Genomic DNA, 18,138 nt, shown 5'->3' on the forward strand with positions numbered 1-18,138 from the left:
GCCTCCAGTGTCTCCGTCAGGAACCCGCGGACGCCGCGGCGGACTGCTCCAGCGCGAAGGCTTCCAACGCCTGCACGACGGCGTCCTGCGAGTCCGTGATCATCAGGTAGCGCGCGTAGTCATAGCCCTGCGCGAGCTGGTGCAGCAGCGGATACACGGGCCGGGTGCGCGTCCAGAACTCGGTGCCCAGGAAAATCATGGGGCTGATGACGCCCACCGAGTTGTAGTGGTTCTGGCACGCGTCCTGGAACACCTCCTGGATGGTGCCCGCGCTGCCCGGCGAATAGACGATGCCGCCCTTCGCGATGGTGAGCAGACCGTCCTCGCGCACGCTGTTGGCGAAGTACTTCGCGATGTGCGTGGCGAAGGGGTTGGGCGGCTCGTGCCCGTAGTGCCACGTGGGGATGCCCAGGCTGGCGCAGAACGGCAGGTCGTCCTTGGACAGCGGGAAGGCGCGGCGCACGTCGAAGGCGCGCGACAGCCACTCACGGTCCGTATAGCTCGGGGCCTTCGCGAGGATGGCCAGCCCCTCGTCCAGCTCCGCCTCCGTGCGACGCGCGAACCACGCGCCCACGTGCGTGGCCTCCATGGCGCCGGGGCCGCCGCCGCTGACCATGAAGAAGCCCCGCTTCGCCAGCTCGCGCGCCAGGGAAGCCACCGCGCGGTAGTCCGGCTGGCCGCGCTTCATGGAGTGTCCCCCCATGATGGCCACCACCTTGCGCACGACGCCGGAGCGGTAGAGCAGCCCCTCCATCGCGTCCGTCACGGAGTGGTCGTGGAGCCGCTGGGCCAGCGTCTCCAGCAGCGTGGGCGGGCTGCCCCGGCCGTTCGCGGCCCAGTGCGCGTAGATGCGCTCGTCCGGCGTGCCCTGGTACGTCTCCGGCCGCGCCGGATCGAAGCCCGCGTACAGCTCCTCGGGCGTGTACAACCCGCTGCGGTAGGGCAGATACGGCAGCCCGGAGATGGGCGGGAACACCATGGCCCCATGCTCCACGGTGGCTTTCAGCGCGTCCTTCTCCAGCTCACAGCCCAGGAAGACGGCGCCCGCGAGCTCCACGGACACCAGGTCCTTCGTGAAGGGCCGCAGGTCCAGCCCCTGGATGATGACGTTGGCGAAACCCACGCCCGCGGCGAGGTGCCGTTCGAATGCCTCGATGGTTTCGATTTCAATCACCCATGAACGATTTCATGCCTCGTCGCCCTGGGGTAGTGAGATCAGCGCCGCGCCTCCAACACGCGCAGGCACGCCTCCGCTTGGAGCAGCTCCACGCGGGCCCCCGCGGCCGTGGCGTCCCGCGCCGCGAGCTGGAGCTGGCGCCCCGCTTCCTCCAGCTCGCCCAATTGCAGTTGGGCCCGGCCCAGCACGCACCGCAGCAATGACTGGAGCCTCCGGTCCTCCAGCATCGACGCGAGCTGGAGCCCGCGCAGCGCGTCCTCCTTCGCCAGCTCGGGTGCCCCCGCTCGCGTGTGCAACAGCGCCAGGCCATGGTGCGTGTAGGCCATGCCCCGGCGGTCCCCCGTCCGCGAGTCCAGCTCCAACGCGAGCTGGAAGAAGTGCGCCGCGCGCTCCCGGTCTCCCGCGCGCGAGTACGCATCCCCCAGACTGAGCAGCGCCGTGGAGTGCTCCCACGTATCCCCCGCGCGCTCGCTCCAGCGCAGCACCTGGGCGTACTCCGCCGCGGCGGCCTCCGGGAACCCCAGGCCCAACTGCACACCGCCCATGGCCCTGTGGAGCAGCGCCTCCACCCCCGCCCGCGCCAGCGCGTCGTCCGCGCCGGACGCGAAGTGGAACTGCTCCCGGGCCAACAGGATGCGCGCCCGCGCCTCCTGGAAACGCCCCAGCGCGGCGAGCGCCAGCGCGCAGAGCGCGTCCATCGACACCGACATCAACGGCGCCGCCGACAGACAGTCTCGCCGCCCCTCCCGGTCCAATCCCAACACCTCCTCGTGCTTGCCCTGCGCGAGCACCACGGACGTGAGCTTGAACAACCGCCGCGCCCGCTCGCCGAGCGCCGACGCCAATCCCTCACCATCCAGCTTCCGCGCCGTGTGCCACGCGGACTCCGCCTCCAGGTCCTCTCCCGCCAGCCGGTGTGCGTCGCCCATGTGCTCCCACAACCGGCGCTGCCATTCCCGCGAGACATCGGGAGCCAGGGTCTCCGCCAGCCCCAGGGCAAAGCGATACACCGCCAGCGCCGGGCCGGGCTCCAGCGCGGACAGATGCCAGCCCGCCAGCGCCACCAAGTAGGGCAAGGCCCGCGCCGAGTCCTCCGCGGACAGCCATTGCCGCGTCAATTCCATGCAAGCCCGGTGGCGCAGCGGGTCCGCCAGGGCCTCATAGGCCTCCGCCGCGCGGCGGTGTGCCTGGGGAAGCGCCGCCTCGGGCACCTCGTCCAGCCCCGAGGCGGGCTCCACGGCCCAGGTGTAACGCCCGCCCGAAACCGAACGCAGCCAGCCCCCCGCCTCCAGGAGCGCCAGCGGCGCATGGCCTCCCGCCAGCGTCGCCAGCACCGCGCGGGGAAACGAGGGCCCCAACACGGTGGCCGCCTTGAGCACCTCACGCTGCGCGTCGGGCAACAACATCTGCCGCGCCGCGACGGCCGCCTCCCCTGTCAGCGGCACCGCCAGCCCCGCCTGCTCCTCGAGGAGCGTCACCGCGTGGAGCAGGTGCAGCGGGTGCCCCGCGCTGCCACGCAGCAGCGCCTCCCGGACGCTGGGCGGCGGCATCCCACGGCCGCGCAGCCGGCCCTCCAGCAGTTCGGCGGCCTCGGAGGGCCCGAGCCGCCCCACCGTCAGCACCTCCGCCGTCACGGGCGCCGGCGCCGTCCCACCGGGACGCTGGAGCGCGAGCAGGAAGAGCGGCGTGTGCGACAAGCGCGACACCAGCTCCTCCACCAACGCATGGCTGAGCGGGTCTCCGTGCTGCCAGTCCTCCAACACCAACAGGCGCGGCCTGCGGTGAGGCATCAGGGCATGGCAGAGCGAATCGAACAGCGCCGTGCGCTCGGAGACGAGGCTCGCGGGAACCCCTTGCCTCTCACGGCCTTCCAGAAAGCGCGTGATTCGCTCCGCGTCCGCGCTGGACACACGGCCCGTCCCCGCCGGAGGGCTCAGCGCGCGCGTGGCCTCCAGCAGCTCGCGGAAGATGCCCGCTGGCGCGCCCGGCAGGGCCAGCCCGCTGCCCTCCCACACCTCGAAGCCTTCCGCCGCCAGGATTTCGACCAGCGCGTCCTTGAGGCGTGTCTTGCCCAGGCCCGCCTCACCCGTCAGCCAGACGGCGCGCCCCAACCCCCGGCGCACGTCCTCCGCCAGCGACACCAGCCGCCCCAGGAGCGCGGCCCGTCCCACGAGTGCGGGTTGGCACAGCCCCGGCGACCACCGGCGCACGGGCGCGTCCCGAGGCACCGCCGAGGCGCTTCGCGGACATGCGAGCACGCCGCCCAGGAAACGGGCCCCACACGCAACGCATGAGCCCGAGGACGGAGTCATGAGCACCTCCCTGAAGGGTGACGCGATGTGGGTCGAGCGCCGTTCCCTCACCCCGCCGGTGCGACCCGCGGTGTTGTAGCGCCCGGGCACACCCCGCGCCTCCGGCCTCCGGGGGTGTGGGACTGTTCGCTCTCCACCGCACACACCACACCAGCGGCCCAGGCCCGCAGTGCAGGGAAAGCCTCACACAGCGCGCGGCTTTCCTCGCCACGTCTGGCAATGAAAGACAATTCCAATCACGCCAGATGAAACAGCGACAAGGTACTCCCGGCGCTGTTCCCTGGAGAGCAAGCAGGCACGATTCCTGATGTTGAATACGAAATACTTTTGGCGGATGCTCGTTCTGCGCTGAACACGGCAACCCCCGCCGTGACCTTGGAGAAACCCGACTCGCAAAAGCAAACACCCCCTCCGCCCGTCCCCCACGGCGCGGACTCACCCCCGTCTGTCTTTAGTTCTCAGAGAGTCCCCATGAAGAAGACCCTCCTGCTGGTTGGAACGCTGCTCGGGATGAGCGGCACTGGCTGTGGCGCCGTTGACGACACCTCGTCGGGAGAAGGCACCTCTCCCATCGAAATCGACGGCCTCGAAAGCCACACCGTCAGCGCCCAGGCGTTGACCACCACCGGCTGCACCGCACTGACGGCCACCTCGGTGATTTCCAATGGCCATGACGGAAACGTCCCGGCCAACACCATGGACTCCAACCTGGGCACCCGCTGGAGCCGCTCCGGCCGCGGCTCCTGGATTGATTACGACCTGGGCGCCATCAAGCAGGTCAGCGGCGTCTCCGTCGCGTGGCATCAGGGAAACACCCGGGCCAATACCTTCACCGTCTCTGTTTCACCCGATGGCTATACCTATACACAGGTCTTTTCGGGCAAGAGCAGTGGCACCACCGCCGCGGCGGAAACGTACAGCTTTCCCACCATCAACACCCGCCGCGTCCGCGTCACCTTCCAGAGCAACACGGTGAATGATTGGGCCAGCATCGCCGAGGCGCGTGCCTGCGCGTCCACGACGACGACTCCGCCCCCGAACCCCACCCCGGAGCCGAACCCCAACCCCAGCCCCAACCCGGAGACGCCGCCCCCGGGCAATGGCTCCAGCGTGGTGTGGGTGGGTGACTTCGAGACCAACAGCCGCTCCCAGTGGAGCCACACGCAGATGGTGAACGCGGACCGGCTGGCGGTGGTGTCCTCGCCCTCGCGGCAGGGCCGCTACGCCCTCAAGGCCACCGTGCGCAAGGGCGACGACCCCATCAACGCCAGCGGCAACCGCAACGAGCTGGTGCGGATGACCCGCGAGCCCGAGAACTCCGAGTACTACTACCGCTTCAGCACCATGTTCGACTCGAGCTTCCCGAGCGCGAAGACGTGGCAGCTCTTCACCCAGTGGCACCATGAGGGCAACTCCGGCTCGCCCCCGGTGGAGTTCTACGTCTACGGCGAGGAGATTCGCCTCAACATCGGCGGCAACCCGGGCACCATCGTCTGGCGCACGCCGCTGGTCCGCAACCGGTGGCTGGACTTCATCTTCCACGTGAAGTGGTCGCCGGACTCCAAGGTGGGCTTCGTGGAGCTGTACCTGGACGGCAAGCTGGTGATGCCCAAGCGCTTCATCGCCACGCAGTACCGGGGCCAGCTCAACTACCTGAAGGTCGGCCTGTACCGGAACGACACCGTCAGCCCCGTGGGCATCGTCTACCACGACGGGTGGACCATGGCCCGGAAGCTGGAGGACGTCATCAACCCGACGACCATCCTCAAGGCCCCCTAGCCACTGGCGGGCAGCCGACAGCCCTGCCCCTCATGGGCCGGAGGCCGCGTCCCCACGCGGCCCCGGCCCGGAGTAGCTTCCGGGCATGTCCCACAGCCTCCTCGTCGTCCATGTCCAGATCCACGTGAAGCCCGAGCACGTGGACGCCTTCCACCAGGCCACGCTCGCCAACGCGCGTGAGAGCGTGAAGGAGCCGGGCATCGCCCGCTTCGACGTCATGCAGGACGCCGAGGACCCGACGCGCTTCGTGCTGGTGGAGGCGTACCGCACGCCCCAGGCTCCGGCCGCGCACAAGGAGACGGCGCACTACCTCACCTGGCGCGACACCGTGGCGCCGATGATGGCGGAGCCCCGCACCAGCCGGAAGTTCGTCAACCGCTTCCCCGACGACGCCGGGTGGTGACGAACGTGAGCCCCCACGCCTCGTTCGAATTCGCCACCGCCACGCGCGTGCTCTTCGGCCCCGGCCGCCTCGCCGAGGCCCCGGACGCCGTGCGCGCGCTGGGGGCCACCCGCGTCCTGCTCGTCACCGGCAAGGACGCCTCGCGCGCCCAACCCCTGCGCGAAGCCCTGGAGCGTCAGGGCCTGGGCGTCCACGTCTTCTCCGTGGACGGAGAGCCCACGGTGGAGCTGGCCCGGGAAGGCACCGCGAGGGCGTCGGAGGCCGGCTGCGACGCGGTGGTCGCCTTCGGAGGAGGCAGCGCCCTGGACGCGGGCAAGGCCCTGGCCGCGCTCGCCGCCAACGGGGGCGACCCGCTGGACTATCTGGAAGTCATTGGCCGGGGACAGCCGCTCACCCGGCCTTCCCTGCCCTTCGTGGCCATTCCCACCACGGCGGGCACCGGCTCCGAGGTGACGCGCAACGCGGTGCTCGGCTCGAAGGACGCGAAGGTGAAGGCCAGCCTGCGCAGTCCGCACATGCTGCCGCGCGTGGCGCTGGTGGACCCGGACCTGCTGTCCGGCGCGCCCGCCGCGGTGCTCGCCTCCAGTGGCATGGACGCGCTGTCACAGCTCATCGAGCCCTTCCTCTCCGGACGGGCCAATCCGCTGACGGACGCGCTGGCGCGTGAGGGCATGAGGCGGTCGGCCCGCTCCCTGCGGCGCGCGGTGCTGGACGGCCCGGATGCGTCCGCGCGCGAGGACCTGGCCCTGGCCAGCCTCTTCGGCGGCCTGTGTCTGGCCAACTCTGGCCTGGGCGCGGTGCACGGCTTCGCCGCGCCCGTGGGCGGCATGTTCGACGCGCCCCATGGCGCGGTGTGCGCGGCGCTGCTGCCCGCGGTGCTGGACGTCAACCTGCGGGCGCTGCGGGCCCGGGCGCCCGGACATGCCTCCACCTCGCGCTTCCAGGAGCTCGCCGCGCTGCTGACGGGCACGGCGGACGCGCGGCCCGAGGACGCCGTCACGTGGGTGGACGCCCTGCGCACCGCGCTCGAAGTCCCGGGCCTGGGCCGCTACGGGCTGACGGCGGCCCAGGTGCCCGCGCTGGTGGAGAAGGCGAAGGGGGCCAGCAGCATGAAGGCCAACCCCCTGGTGCTGACGGACGCGGAGCTGACCGAAATCGCGCTCCGCTCGCTGTAGAAGTCAGACCTTGTAGAGCAGGTCCATGTACTTCTTGAGCAAGTCACTCACCATGCCGCGGAAGGGCACGCTGGCCGCCATGCCGTAGACGGGCGCCATCGTCCCCTTCTCGCCCGGGTGGGCCTTCACGTGCTCCACCGCGTCGCGCAGGTCCACCAGGAACTGCTCGGCGACGCCCGGCTGCGTGTGGCGCAGCGTCACGCACAGGTGGACGGCGGACGGCTTGTGCAAGCCATTGAGATTCCACCCGTGCTCGCTCATCCGCTCCATGACCTTGAAGATGTCCAGGGACTCGGAGCCGAAGGCGATGACGAACAGCGGGTCCCCCAGCACGTGCAGCTCGGGGATGGCGCGGATGCCCTGCTTGATGGCGTCCGCCGTCTCCAGGATGCTCCGGGTGGCGTCCAGGTAGCCCTGCTCGCCCATGCTCACCAGCGCCGCCCAGGCGGACGCGATGAGCGCGCCGGGCCGGCTGCCGGAGAAGGTGGGCGAGAAGTAGATGCCGCCCGGCCAGTCCGTCGCCGTGAAGTACTGGAAGGAACGCAGCTCCGTGCCCCGGTACAACACCACCGACGAGCCCTTGGCCGCGTAACCGAACTTGTGCGTGTCCACGGACATGGACGTCACGCCGGGCAGACGGAAGTCGAAGGCCGGCACGTCGTAGTCCAGCTTCCGTGCGAAGGGCAGCACGAAGCCGCCCAGACACGCGTCGGTGTGGAAGCCGATGCGCTTCTTGCGGGCCAGGTCGGACAGCGCCTCGATGGGGTCGATGACGCCGTGGGGAAAGCCCGGCGCGGAGCCGATGAGCACGATGGTGTTGCGGTTGATGGCCTTGCGCATGGCGGCCACGTCCGCCCGGTAGTCCGGCCCCACGGGCACCCGCACCATCTTGATGCCGAAGTAGTGCGCCGCCTTGTCGAAGGCGGGGTGCGCGCTGGCGGGCGCCACCATCTCCGGCCGGGTGATGCCCTTCGTCTCACGGGCCCAGTCCCGGTACGTCTTCATCGCGAGCATGATGCTCTCGGTGCCGCCGGACGACATGGCGCCGCAGATGTGATTCTCCTCCGGCTCGCCCGCGTTGGCGGCGTCCGCGCCGAGCATGCTCGCCGTCATCGCCACCACTTCCGCCTCGAACTTCGTGGCGCTGGGCCACAGGTCCGCGTGCAACGGATTGCTCTGCGAATGGAGCGCATACACGCGGTTGAGGAACGCGATGTGCTCCGAGTCGCCGTTGTACACGCCGCCCGACACGCGGCCTTCGCGCCAGCGGTACTCCTCCTGGGACTCCAGCGCTTGCAGCTCGCGCAGCACGTCCTCGCGTGAGCGGCCCGACGCCGGCAGCCTGTCATAGGACTGCATCTTCCCCCGGTAGGGCTTGAGGCCCCCCTCCAGCTCCGACAGGAGCGAGCCCGTCTCCTTGGAGAGCAGGTCCTTCACACCGGGAACGGCCTTGAGGTAGCGCTCGGCCGCGGAGAGCAGGCGCGGAGGAACGTGGTTCAGCAGGCGCAGCGACTTCAGGTCGGGAAGTGCCATGGCGGGGGCCTCGGGGTTCAGGCGCTTCGCGCGCGGTTGAGCCGCGCGAAGATGGCCTTGTTGTGTTTGTAGAGATTGACGAATTCGCGAAACAGCTCGTCGTAGAGCGCCGCGTTGCGGGCATCCGGCTGGAACGTGCGGGCAACGGGGACCAGCGAGGGAATCTCCTCCACCGTCAACCGCCCCAGCGCCACCGCGGCCTGGAAGGCGGCGCCACGCGCGTTGGCCAGCACCGGCTCGTCCACCTGCTGCACCGCGCGGCCCAGCACGTCCGCGTGAATCTGACACCACAGCGCGGAGCGCGCGCCCCCGCCAATGATGCGCAGCGACGGCAGCTTCCGGCCCACGAACTGCTCCACGTAGGTGAAGAGCCAGCGCGAGTTGTAGGCCACGCCCTCCATCACCGCCCGGACCATGTGCGCCCGCGTCGTCTTCAGGGACTGGTTGAAGAAGCCCCCCCGCAGGAACTTGTCGTCCACCGGGCTGCGCTCGCCGTTGAGCCACGGCATGAAGATGAGCTGGTCGCTGCCCGCCGGAACGCTCCCGGCCTGCTGCTCCATCACCTGGTACAGGTCCGGCGAGTCACCGTCCGAGCTGGCCTGGGCGTCCCGGCCATAGAGGATGTTGTCCTTGAGGAACGTCAGGCAGATGCCCGCGGACTCCTGCTCGTTCGCCAGCAGGTAGCGCCCCGGCAGCGCGGACGGCAGGGACGCCATCTGGTGGAACAGGTCCGTCTTCTTGTAGGGCACGTGACAGCACAGCCAGGACGACGTGCCGACGCAGAGGTGGGGCTCGAAGTCCCCCACCGCGCCCGAACCCACGGCCGCGGCGAGGATGTCCGGCGCCCCCGTCACCACCTGCACGTCCTCACGCAGGCCCAGCTCACGCGCGGCCTCGGCGTGGAGCGGCCCCAGCACCGAGGAGGCCGGCACCAGGTCCGGGAGCTTCTCGCGCTCCAGGCCCGCCAGCTTCAACAGGCGGTCGTCGTAGACGATGCGGCCCAGCGTCCGGTTGTCCGTCACCCAGTGCAGGGTGATGGAGTCATACGACGCGGCGAAGCGCCCGCTCAGCTTCAGGTTGAGCCAATCCTTCGGCTCCAGGAACTTGTACGTCCGGCGGTACACGTCCGGCCGCTCGCGCCGGAGGTACAGGATGTGGCCCACCGGGTCCTTGCCCGACAGGCTGGGAATCCCGCCCGACAGGCGAATCCACGTCAGCAGTTGGCGGGCCCCGTAACCTTCGATGGAGGGAAAGCCATTCACCGCGCGCTTCACGTCCTGCGCGCCGCGCGAATCCATCCAGATGAGCGCCGGACAGACGGGCGTGCCCGAGGCGTCCACCGCGACGGTGCCAGACCACTGGGAGCTGCAGTTGATGCCAATGACGTCCTCGGCGCGCACGGCGCCCGAGGCCAGCAGACGCCGCGTCGCCAGGACGATGGCGCGCCACCACGCCTCGGGTTGCTGTTCGGCGCCGCCGTCGGGGAGCAGGGACAGCTCCAGGGGCTCCACGTCACCGCCCAGAATCCGTCCTCTCAGCGTGACCGCCGCCACCTTGACGGCCGACGTGCCAAGGTCGATGGCCAGGATGGACTGCGCACCTGCTTGGGACACTCTTCCCTCCGTGTCAGGCATGGATTGGCCAGGCGAGCGGCCGAATCTAGGAAACGAACCCGCGCAGCCTGCCACCCTCAAGTCGAAGTTCGTCGTTTTTCTGAAAGCCCGGGGGCCGTGAAGCCTCGTCCGCCCCCTGGGCATGGCGGCGAACCGTTCCTCCCGCGAGTACCTCCCGCGTGTCACGCACTTCTTACTTTTGCGCGAGGCCCCTCCCGCGCTCGCGCGGGCAGCCGACTGGAACCACGGGGCCCAGGGGACACACCATGGCCGAAGTACAGCAGCCCTTCCTCACGGACATCACGGAGATTCGCCGCCGGGCCCGGGAGCACCTCGAAGAGGGCGCCATCACCGAGGACTACGAGGGTGACGTCAACGCCACCGTCAAGCTGCTCAACGACGCGCTCGCCACGGAAATCGTCTGCGTGCTGCGCTACACCTACCACTACGTCGCCGCGGTCGGCCTCCAGAGCGAGGCCGTGAAGGAGGAGTTCGGGGCGCATGCCCGCGAGGAGCAGGAGCACGCGCTTCGAATCGCCGAGCGCATCAACCAGCTCGGCGGCAAACCGGACTTCAACCCCGAGGGCCTCCTGTCCCGCAGCGCCAGCCAGTACGCCGAAGGGGTGAATCTGGTGGACATGATCAAGGAGAACCTCATCGCCGAGCGCATCGCCATCCAGACGTACCAGGAGATGGTGCGCTACTTCGCCAACCACGACCCGACGACGCGCCGGATGATGGAAGACATCCTCGCCAAGGAGGAGGAGCACGCCAACGACATGCATGACCTGCTCGTCGCGCACCAGGGCAAGCCGCCCCTGAGAAGCTGAGCCGCGCCGCGTCCTGGCCGCCCCGCGCACGCCCGGTGTATGGTGATGCGCGACGCGACCGGGGGGTGGCATGCGAAGGCTCTTCACCAGCGCGAGCGGACTGTACGCGAAGCACCCGGTGGCCCTGGGCGTCACCGCGGTGTTTGGCTTGAGCCTGCTCCTCCGGTGGCTCTACCTTCAGGCCGCCCCCGACAGGACCTGGCCCTTCTCCATCTTCTTCTACGGAGACGCGCGCTTCTTCCACGCCTACGCGGCCGACCTCGCGCGAGGCCATGAGGGCCCCGCCGCCCTCCCATACCACCCGCCCCTCTTCCCCTGGCTGCTCGGGATGCTCTACCGCGTGCTCGGCACGCCGCAGGGCAGCGCCTATCCCTACAAGCTCGCGCTCGCGGGCCTCAACGCGGCCACGGTGGCCTTCACCTGGTGGTGGTGGCGCAAGGTGCTGGGCACCGGCTGGAGCCTCCTGGGCGCGGCCCTCTTCGCGGGCAGCTTCGGCTGGCTGGTGCTGTCCACCACGTACAGCAACGAGGTCCTCTACGCGCTCTTCCTGTCGGCCACCTGCGCGCTGATGCTCCATCACCGCGCCAGGCCCTCGTGGCCGGGCGCGGTGCTCCTGGGCGCCGTCATGGGACTGGGCGCGCTCACCCGCGCCGAGCACCTCTACCTCTGGCCCTTCCTCCTCGCCTGGGCGTGGCTCCAACGCGGCGGAGCACCGGTGCGGACGCTGGCCCCACGCTGGGCCTTGGCGATGCTGGTGACCGCCCTGGTGCTGGCCCCCTGGGCGGTGCACAACGCGCGCGTGCTGCGCGAGCTCAACGCCCGGACGCCGCACCTGGAGCCCCTCCCCGTGCTGGCCCCCATCACCGTCTATGGGCCCATCAACTTCGCCATGGCCAACCACGCCAAGGCCACGGGCGGCTTCACCCCCGACAGCGTCAATCAGGCGGGACAAGAGGGCTTCCTCGACGTGGCCAACCCCGCCCAGCGGCACCTCCTGCTGCATGGGTACGCGGAGGGACTCGCCTGGATGGGAGCCCACCCGCTGGACGCGGCGCGGCTGTGGTGGGCCAAGCTGGACCGCTGGCTGGACGGCTTCCAGTTGGGTTGGGGCACCACCAACCGGCCCTCGGGCCTGAGCGGCGCGCGCGCCCCCGTGGATGTCTTCGTCCCGGAAGGCGCCTGGCTGAAGTGGCCGCTCACGCTGCTGCTGCTCGCGGGCGCGGCGCTCTCCCTGCGCTCCGCGTGGCGGGACTGCGCCCTCTTCACCGCCGTGCTGCTGCACCGCGCGCTCATCACCGTCGCCTTCTTCGGCTACACCCGCGGACTGCTCGCCATCTTCCCGGTGCTCATTCCCCTGCTGCTGCTCCCCTTCGTCGCGCTCACCGCCCGGGCCCCCCAACGCGCCTGGACCCGGCGGCTGCCCGCGGTCGCCACGGCCTTGCTCCTGCTGCTGTGGGTGGAGGCCGGCGTGCTCGCGCTCTCCGCGCCCCGCCGCTTCATGGCCAGCGGGAGCACCGACCGCGCCAGCGGCAAACTCATCCAAGACGATTGGGTGCGCATCTGGCCTCACTGAGACCGGCGACTCCCAATGGAAAACTTCATCCCGGCAACATGACGCAAGGCCCCGCGGACGATTGGCATTCCAACTTCACCTTCAGTGAACACTGCGAGTGCTTGTTATTCTTGGGCTTCGTTCTCCAGGAGTAAGTTAAGGAATGCCGCGTATTCAGGTTTGTTGTGGCACCCGGTATTTGCGTTTCCGAGCTCCGAACAGGAGCCACCGTGGAGGCACGTCCTCCGCGGGTCCGCAGAGGAGAAACGCATGCGCCACACACGGGTGTCAGCAGCATGTCTCGTCCTGCTCCTAGCCACGACCACCTGGGCATTCCAGCCGCCTGACAAGGGACAGAGCGCCGTCGCAGACAAGGCCTTCTTCAAACCCGAGCTGTACCTCCCCATCCAGAACATGCCGTTGCAGCAAGCCCGCAAGAGCATGCCCTCGCTGGGTGCCGACGCTTGGGATGACTTCTTCAAGCGCAACGGGCGTGAGTTCAATGTCTATCTGGACCCGCGCACCGGCACGCCCACCGCCGTGCAGGGCACCATCCCCCTCATTCCGGGCAAGGGCTTCAACAACAAAGTCTCGATGGACGAAGTCCGTGAGTCCATTGGCCGCTCCATCGCGGCCGTGGACGAGGCCGCCATCGGGGACATCATCTTCAAGTTCATCGCGGACAATCAGGCCGCCTTCAACATCGACCTGATGCAGATGGGCAGCCCCCGGGTGACGTTCATCCACGACAACCTCGTCCAGGTCCACATCCCCCAGCAGGTGAACGGCGTCCCCGTGCGCCACGCGCGCATCGCGGCCACCATCAGCCACGGCAACCTCATCCTCATCGGCACCGAGGCCTGGTCCAACGTCCGGCTGGAGACCAAGGCCCGGCTGTCCGCCCAGGACGCGCTCGTGTCCGGCAATGGCTTCGTCGGTCTGAACGCCAGCCCGCAGACGGTGTGGAAGGAGCCCACGCTGGAGGTGGCCCCCGTGGCGCTCCAGGGCGAGTCCTTCAATGGCGCGGTGGGCACCGGCTATGAGCACCGGCTCGTCTACACGTATGGCTTCTCCGAGGCGGAGGGTCACCAGCGCTGGAAGACGACGGTGGACGCCCACACCGGCGAGGTGCTCGCCGTGGAGGACGACAACCACTACTTCGACGCGCAGTTCAAGGGTGGCATCTACCCGTCCACCAACATTGGCACCTGCGCCTCCAACGAGTTGTGCGGCACGATGCAGCCCAACACGCCCATGCCGTGGGCCAACACGGGGATGGCGGCGCCCAACAACTTCACGGACGGCGCGGGCGTGGTGAACTACACCTCCGGCACCGTCAACACCACGCTGGCCGGCCGGTACGTGCGCGTCAGCGACAACTGCGGCGCCATCAACGTCAGCTCCCCCTCGGGCAACCTCAACCTGGGCGGCGTGAACAACGACCACGACTGCACCGTGCCCGCGGGCACCTCCGCCGGCAACACCGCCGCGTCCCGCTCCAGCTTCTACGAGCTGAACAAGCTGGCCGAGCAGGCCCGCGGGTGGCTGCCCACCAACACCTGGCTGCAGGGCCAGCTCGTCTCCAACGTCAACATCAACAGCACCTGCAACGCCTTCTGGAACGGCGTCTCCGTGAACTTCTACCGGAGCGGCGGCGGCTGCCGGAACACCGGTGAGATTGGGGCCGTGTTCGACCACGAGTGGGGCCACGGCATCGACGACTTCGACGCCAACGGCTCGCTCAGCAACTCGTCGGAAGGCTACGCGGACATCGCGGCCATCTACCGCCTGCAGACCTCCTGCGTGGGCTACGGCTTCTTCCAGACGGTCAACACCGGCTGCGGCCTCACGCCCGACGGCACCGGCTACAACCAGCAGGAGGCAATGGTCAACGGAACGTCGTGGTGCAACACCAAGTGCTCCGGCGTGCGTGACGCGGACTGGGCCGCCAGCGTGCCCAACATGCCCGCCACCCCGCAGAACTTCGTGTGCCCCATGTGCAGCTCCGGCTCCGGCCCCTGCAGCCGCCAGGTCCACTGCGCCGCGTCCCCCGTGCGTCAGGCGGCCTGGGACTTCGTCACGCGTGACTTGACGGCGGCGCCGTTCAACTACGACTCCAACACCGCCTTCATCGTGGGCAACAAGATTTTCTACCAGGGCAGCGGCAACGTGGGCACGTGGCACGCCTGTAACTGCTCGCAGGGCACGTCCGACGGCTGTGGCGCCACCAACGGCTACATGCAGTGGCTGGCCGCGGACGACGACGACGGCAACCTGGCCAACGGCACGCCGCACATGTCGGCCATCTACGCGGCCTACAACCGGCACCGCATCGCCTGCGCGACGCCCACCGTCACCAACGGCGGCTGCGCGAACGGCCCCACCGCGGCCCCCGCCACCCTCACCGCCACCGCGGGTGACGGCGAGGTGAGCCTGAACTGGGACACGTCCAGCGGCGCCACCCAGTACTGGGTGATGAAGACGGAGGGCTTCGCGGGCTGTGACTTCGGCAAGGCGAAGGTCGCCACCGTCACCGGCACCACCTACACGGACACCGAGGTCGCCAACAGCCGTCAGTATTGCTACTCCATCGTCCCGGCCTCCTCCAACGCGTGCTACGGCGAAGCCAGCCCCTGCACCTGCGCCACCCCCGTCTGCTCCCCGCCGGGCCTGCCCGTGCTCGCCACGCCGTCCAACGGCGCCACGGCCGTGGACCTGACCGCGGTGCTGGACTGGAATGACGTGGCGGGAGGCGCCGGGTACGACGTGCAGGTCGCCACCGACGCGGCCTTCGCCAACATCGTGGCCAGCGCCAGCGGGCTGACGGCCAGCACCTGGACGGTGACGCCGCCCCTGGCCACCAGCACCCGGTTCTACTGGCGCGTGCGCGCGAGCAACTCGTGCGGCGGCGTGAGCGACTGGACTGCCCCGTCCAGCTTCACCACGCGCGGCTGCGTCACGCTCGCCGCGCCCACCCTGGTCAGCCCGGCCAACGGCGCCACCGGCGTCGCCGCCTCCGCCGCGCTCGACTGGAGCGACGTGCCGAGCGCCGCCACCTACCAGGTCGACGTCGCCACGGACGCCGCCTTCACCAACATCGTCCGCTCGGCCACCGCGCTGGCGACGAGCGACTGGACGGTGACGCCCGCGCTGAGCAACGTCACCACCTACTACTGGCGCGCCCGCGCGGCGGACTCCTGCGGCACGAGCGCCGACAGCGCCGTGCGCAACTTCACCACCACCAACGTCTGCACCCCGGTGGCCGCCACCTTCAACACCACGCTGAGGGCCCCGTCCTGCGGCACCGTGTGTGGGTGTGACACCGGCCCGACGCTCGTCGCCGGCCGAGGCGCCATGACCGGTGGCGCGGAGCTCAACCAGCCCAACACCATCAACAACTCCTGCGCGGACGGCAACGCCGGCACCTACCGCAGCGATGAGAGCGTGGAACGCGTCGCCATCCGCACCACCGACCACAGCGCGTTCGGCGTGGGCAAGCAGGTGACGGCCGAAATCACCGTGTGGTGCTGGGGCACCTCCGACCGGCTCGACCTCTACTACACGACCAACGCCTCGGCTCCGAGCTGGACGCCCCTGACGACCAACGTGGCCTGCACGGGCAGCGGCTCGCGGACCTTCACACACACCTTCAACCTGGGCGCCACCGCGGGCAACCACGCCATCCGCGCGCAGTTCCGCTTCAGTGGCTCGCCGGGCATCTGCACGGCGGGGACGTTCAACGACCGCGACGACCTCGTGTTCGGCGTGGCCTCTTCCGTGGCCTCCACCACGCCAACGAAGTCGCGCAGCGCGCAGGGCCGCTCCACGCAAGCGGCGCGCTGAGGCCGTGACGAAGGCTTGATTCACCCAGGGCTCCCGGGAAGTGTACCGGGAGCCCTTCGTTTTTCCCGGCGGCCCCTGGCCTCAGTGCGACTCGGGTGGCTCCTCTCGGGTCGGCTCGGAATGCCGCCGGGCCGCCATGGGGCCGGCGAAGAGCAGCCCCTCCTCCACCGCGCCGCGGCCCGGCTCGCGCCGCTGGGCCTCCTGCCGGTGAGACCGCGCCCAGGCCTCCCGGCGCAGCGCGAGCACCTCCTGCACCAGCACCTGCGCCGCCGCCGCCAGGGGCACCGCCAGCACCACGCCCCGCAGGCCCGCCAGCGCGCCGCCGCAGAGCACCACGATGGAGATGAGCAGCGGGTTCATCCGGATGGCCCGGCGCTGAATCATGGGGCCCAGCACATTGGATTCAAGCTGCTGGTAGACGATGAACACCGCCACCGCGATGAGCGCGTCCTTGAGGCCCACCGCCGCCAGTGTGACGACGCCCACCAACACGGCGCTGACGATGCTGCCCAGGAAGGGAATGACGCCCAACATCATCACCACCAGGCCCAGCGGCAGGAAGTACGGCACCCCCTGGATGAGCGCCATGGTGGCCGCCACCGTTCCGCCAATGGTCATCACCAGCAACGTCCCCGCCAGGTAGTTGGCCACCGCCTTGCGCATCCGCGACACCAGCAGCCGGACGCGCGGCTGACGGCGCGGCGACACCCACTGGAGGATGCTCTCGTAGAGGTCCTCTCCGAAGAGCAGGCTGAACACCGTGAGCACCACCACGGTGATGCCGCCCGCCACCAGCCCCAGCGTGGAGGACAGGACGTTGATGAGGCGCCCCGCCAGGTCCGAGGGCTCGAAGCGGATGAGGTCCTCCGTGTGGACCTGCATGCCGTAGCGCGCGCTCAGCTCCTGCACCCGAGGGGACTCCGCGAGCCGTTCGAGCGTGGCCGGCATCGTCTGGACCAGCACCTGGAGCTGCTTGACGAGCATGGGCACCAACGTGCCCACCAGGACGCCCATCGTGCCCAGCAGCAAGAGCGCCACCACCGCCACGCCCAGACCGCGCGGCAATCCCCACCGCGTCAACCGGCGCACCAGGGGGCTCAAGGCGATGGAGAGCAGCAGCACCACCGCCAGCAACGTGAGCACCGGATACAGCGCCCGGAGCACGGTCCAGCACAACACCAGGAGCAGGACCTGGAGCCCGACGACCCAAACTGTGCGCGGCGGCACATAGACGGGAAGCTGCCGACGAGGTGCCTTCATGCCTCACAAGGTAGGCGGAGGTTGCACGGGCGCCAGGCAGCCCATGTCGCACACCGGTGCCACCTGACAACAGGCGGCTTGAAGTTCAAGGGGTTGGCGGCCCCGAGGAGAGCAGGCGAGCGACCGAGCGTCTGCCATTGCGCCTGGACCCGGAGCAGCCCGCACGGCGCCCGAAGACAACTCATGCCATGGGGGCGAGCGTGCCCCACCCTTGAGTGCGAGGCGATGCGCGCGCAACCTGCGCGCGCCCTGTCCGATAATCTTCAGACCCACGCCAGGACTCGGAGTGTGGAGGGTGACGCGATGTGGATTGAAGCCATCGTCATGCCCCGGCAGAGCGCTGAGGAGCCTCAGCCCCTGCCTCGCCGCAAGCGCGGCGCCGCCGCGGTCCGGCTGACACCGCCGGACCGGCGGTCCGCGTACGAACGCGCCCTGGAAGAAGGACGCCGGTTCCGTGACGCGGTGCTGGCCTTCTTGAAGGCCCACCACCTCATGGACGCCGTGCGGTGGATCAGCGATCCGGGGACGATTCCCCTCGTCACGCTCCAGTGCACCCGCCTTGTCCTGGAGCGGCTTCGGCAGGCCCCCGAGTTCGAGGCCGGCCTGTCCATGAGCTTCGAAGTGCCCGCCACTTGAAAGTCGGGGCGCCTTCACGCCCCGC

General features: G+C 69.6%; 12 protein-coding genes. 7 read left to right on the plus strand and 5 right to left on the minus strand.

Annotated elements, in window-relative coordinates; translation table 11 throughout:
- Positions 1 to 16 precede the first annotated feature (16 nt).
- Positions 17 to 1,174, minus strand: a complete 1,158-nt coding sequence (locus tag A176_RS19930) for an LOG family protein (RefSeq protein WP_002635048.1) — start codon at positions 1,172 to 1,174, stop codon at positions 17 to 19.
- 41 nt (positions 1,175 to 1,215) lie between these two features.
- Positions 1,216 to 3,489, minus strand: a complete 2,274-nt coding sequence (locus A176_RS19935; protein ID WP_226993932.1) for an ATP-binding protein — start codon at positions 3,487 to 3,489, stop codon at positions 1,216 to 1,218.
- A gap of 471 nt (positions 3,490 to 3,960) precedes the next feature.
- Between A176_RS19935 and A176_RS19940 the strand changes: the two genes are divergently transcribed.
- The 3 genes from A176_RS19940 to A176_RS19950 all read left to right on the plus strand — a co-directional run bounded on the left by A176_RS19940 (position 3,961) and on the right by A176_RS19950 (position 6,846).
- Positions 3,961 to 5,268 (plus strand): heparin lyase I family protein, encoded by a 1,308-nt coding sequence (locus A176_RS19940; protein ID WP_002635045.1) that lies wholly within the window; start codon positions 3,961 to 3,963, stop codon positions 5,266 to 5,268.
- A gap of 85 nt (positions 5,269 to 5,353) precedes the next feature.
- Positions 5,354 to 5,671: an antibiotic biosynthesis monooxygenase gene (locus A176_RS19945; protein ID WP_002635044.1), complete on the plus strand. Its 318-nt coding sequence runs from the start codon at positions 5,354 to 5,356 to the stop codon at positions 5,669 to 5,671.
- Positions 5,665 to 6,846 (plus strand): iron-containing alcohol dehydrogenase, encoded by a 1,182-nt coding sequence (locus A176_RS19950; RefSeq protein ID WP_002635043.1) that lies wholly within the window; start codon positions 5,665 to 5,667, stop codon positions 6,844 to 6,846. Before A176_RS19945 ends, A176_RS19950 begins: the two co-directional genes overlap by 7 nt.
- Before the next feature lie 3 nt (positions 6,847 to 6,849).
- Here A176_RS19950 and A176_RS19955 read toward each other — a convergent pair whose 3' ends face one another.
- The gene (locus tag A176_RS19955) at positions 6,850 to 8,379 is read right to left on the minus strand and encodes a pyridoxal phosphate-dependent decarboxylase family protein (protein ID WP_002635042.1); all 1,530 of its coding nucleotides are present in this window, start codon (positions 8,377 to 8,379) and stop codon (positions 6,850 to 6,852) included.
- A gap of 17 nt (positions 8,380 to 8,396) precedes the next feature.
- A complete protein-coding gene (locus tag A176_RS19960; RefSeq protein ID WP_044890102.1) occupies positions 8,397 to 10,013 on the minus strand; it encodes an FGGY family carbohydrate kinase in 1,617 nt (538 codons plus the stop codon).
- A gap of 245 nt (positions 10,014 to 10,258) precedes the next feature.
- Between A176_RS19960 and A176_RS19965 the strand changes: the two genes are divergently transcribed.
- The 3 genes from A176_RS19965 to A176_RS19975 all read left to right on the plus strand — a co-directional run bounded on the left by A176_RS19965 (position 10,259) and on the right by A176_RS19975 (position 16,217).
- Positions 10,259 to 10,822 carry a ferritin-like domain-containing protein gene (locus A176_RS19965; protein WP_002635040.1) on the plus strand — a complete coding sequence of 188 codons (564 nt, stop codon included), beginning with the start codon at positions 10,259 to 10,261 and terminating at the stop codon, positions 10,820 to 10,822.
- Between the two features lie 70 nt (positions 10,823 to 10,892).
- Positions 10,893 to 12,395, plus strand: coding sequence for an ArnT family glycosyltransferase (locus A176_RS19970; RefSeq protein WP_002635039.1), 1,503 nt, complete (start codon positions 10,893 to 10,895; stop codon positions 12,393 to 12,395).
- 249 nt (positions 12,396 to 12,644) lie between these two features.
- Positions 12,645 to 16,217 (plus strand): hypothetical protein, encoded by a 3,573-nt coding sequence (locus A176_RS19975; protein WP_002635038.1) that lies wholly within the window; start codon positions 12,645 to 12,647, stop codon positions 16,215 to 16,217.
- 81 nt (positions 16,218 to 16,298) lie between these two features.
- Here A176_RS19975 and A176_RS19980 read toward each other — a convergent pair whose 3' ends face one another.
- Positions 16,299 to 17,477 carry an AI-2E family transporter gene (locus A176_RS19980; RefSeq protein ID WP_002635037.1) on the minus strand — a complete coding sequence of 393 codons (1,179 nt, stop codon included), beginning with the start codon at positions 17,475 to 17,477 and terminating at the stop codon, positions 16,299 to 16,301.
- Between the two features lie 303 nt (positions 17,478 to 17,780).
- Between A176_RS19980 and A176_RS19985 the strand changes: the two genes are divergently transcribed.
- Positions 17,781 to 18,113: a hypothetical protein gene (locus A176_RS19985; protein WP_002635036.1), complete on the plus strand. Its 333-nt coding sequence runs from the start codon at positions 17,781 to 17,783 to the stop codon at positions 18,111 to 18,113.
- Positions 18,114 to 18,138 lie beyond the last annotated feature (25 nt).

Origin of the sequence: Myxococcus hansupus, from assembly GCF_000280925.3 — a bacterium.
Lineage (GTDB): Bacteria > Myxococcota > Myxococcia > Myxococcales > Myxococcaceae > Myxococcus > Myxococcus hansupus.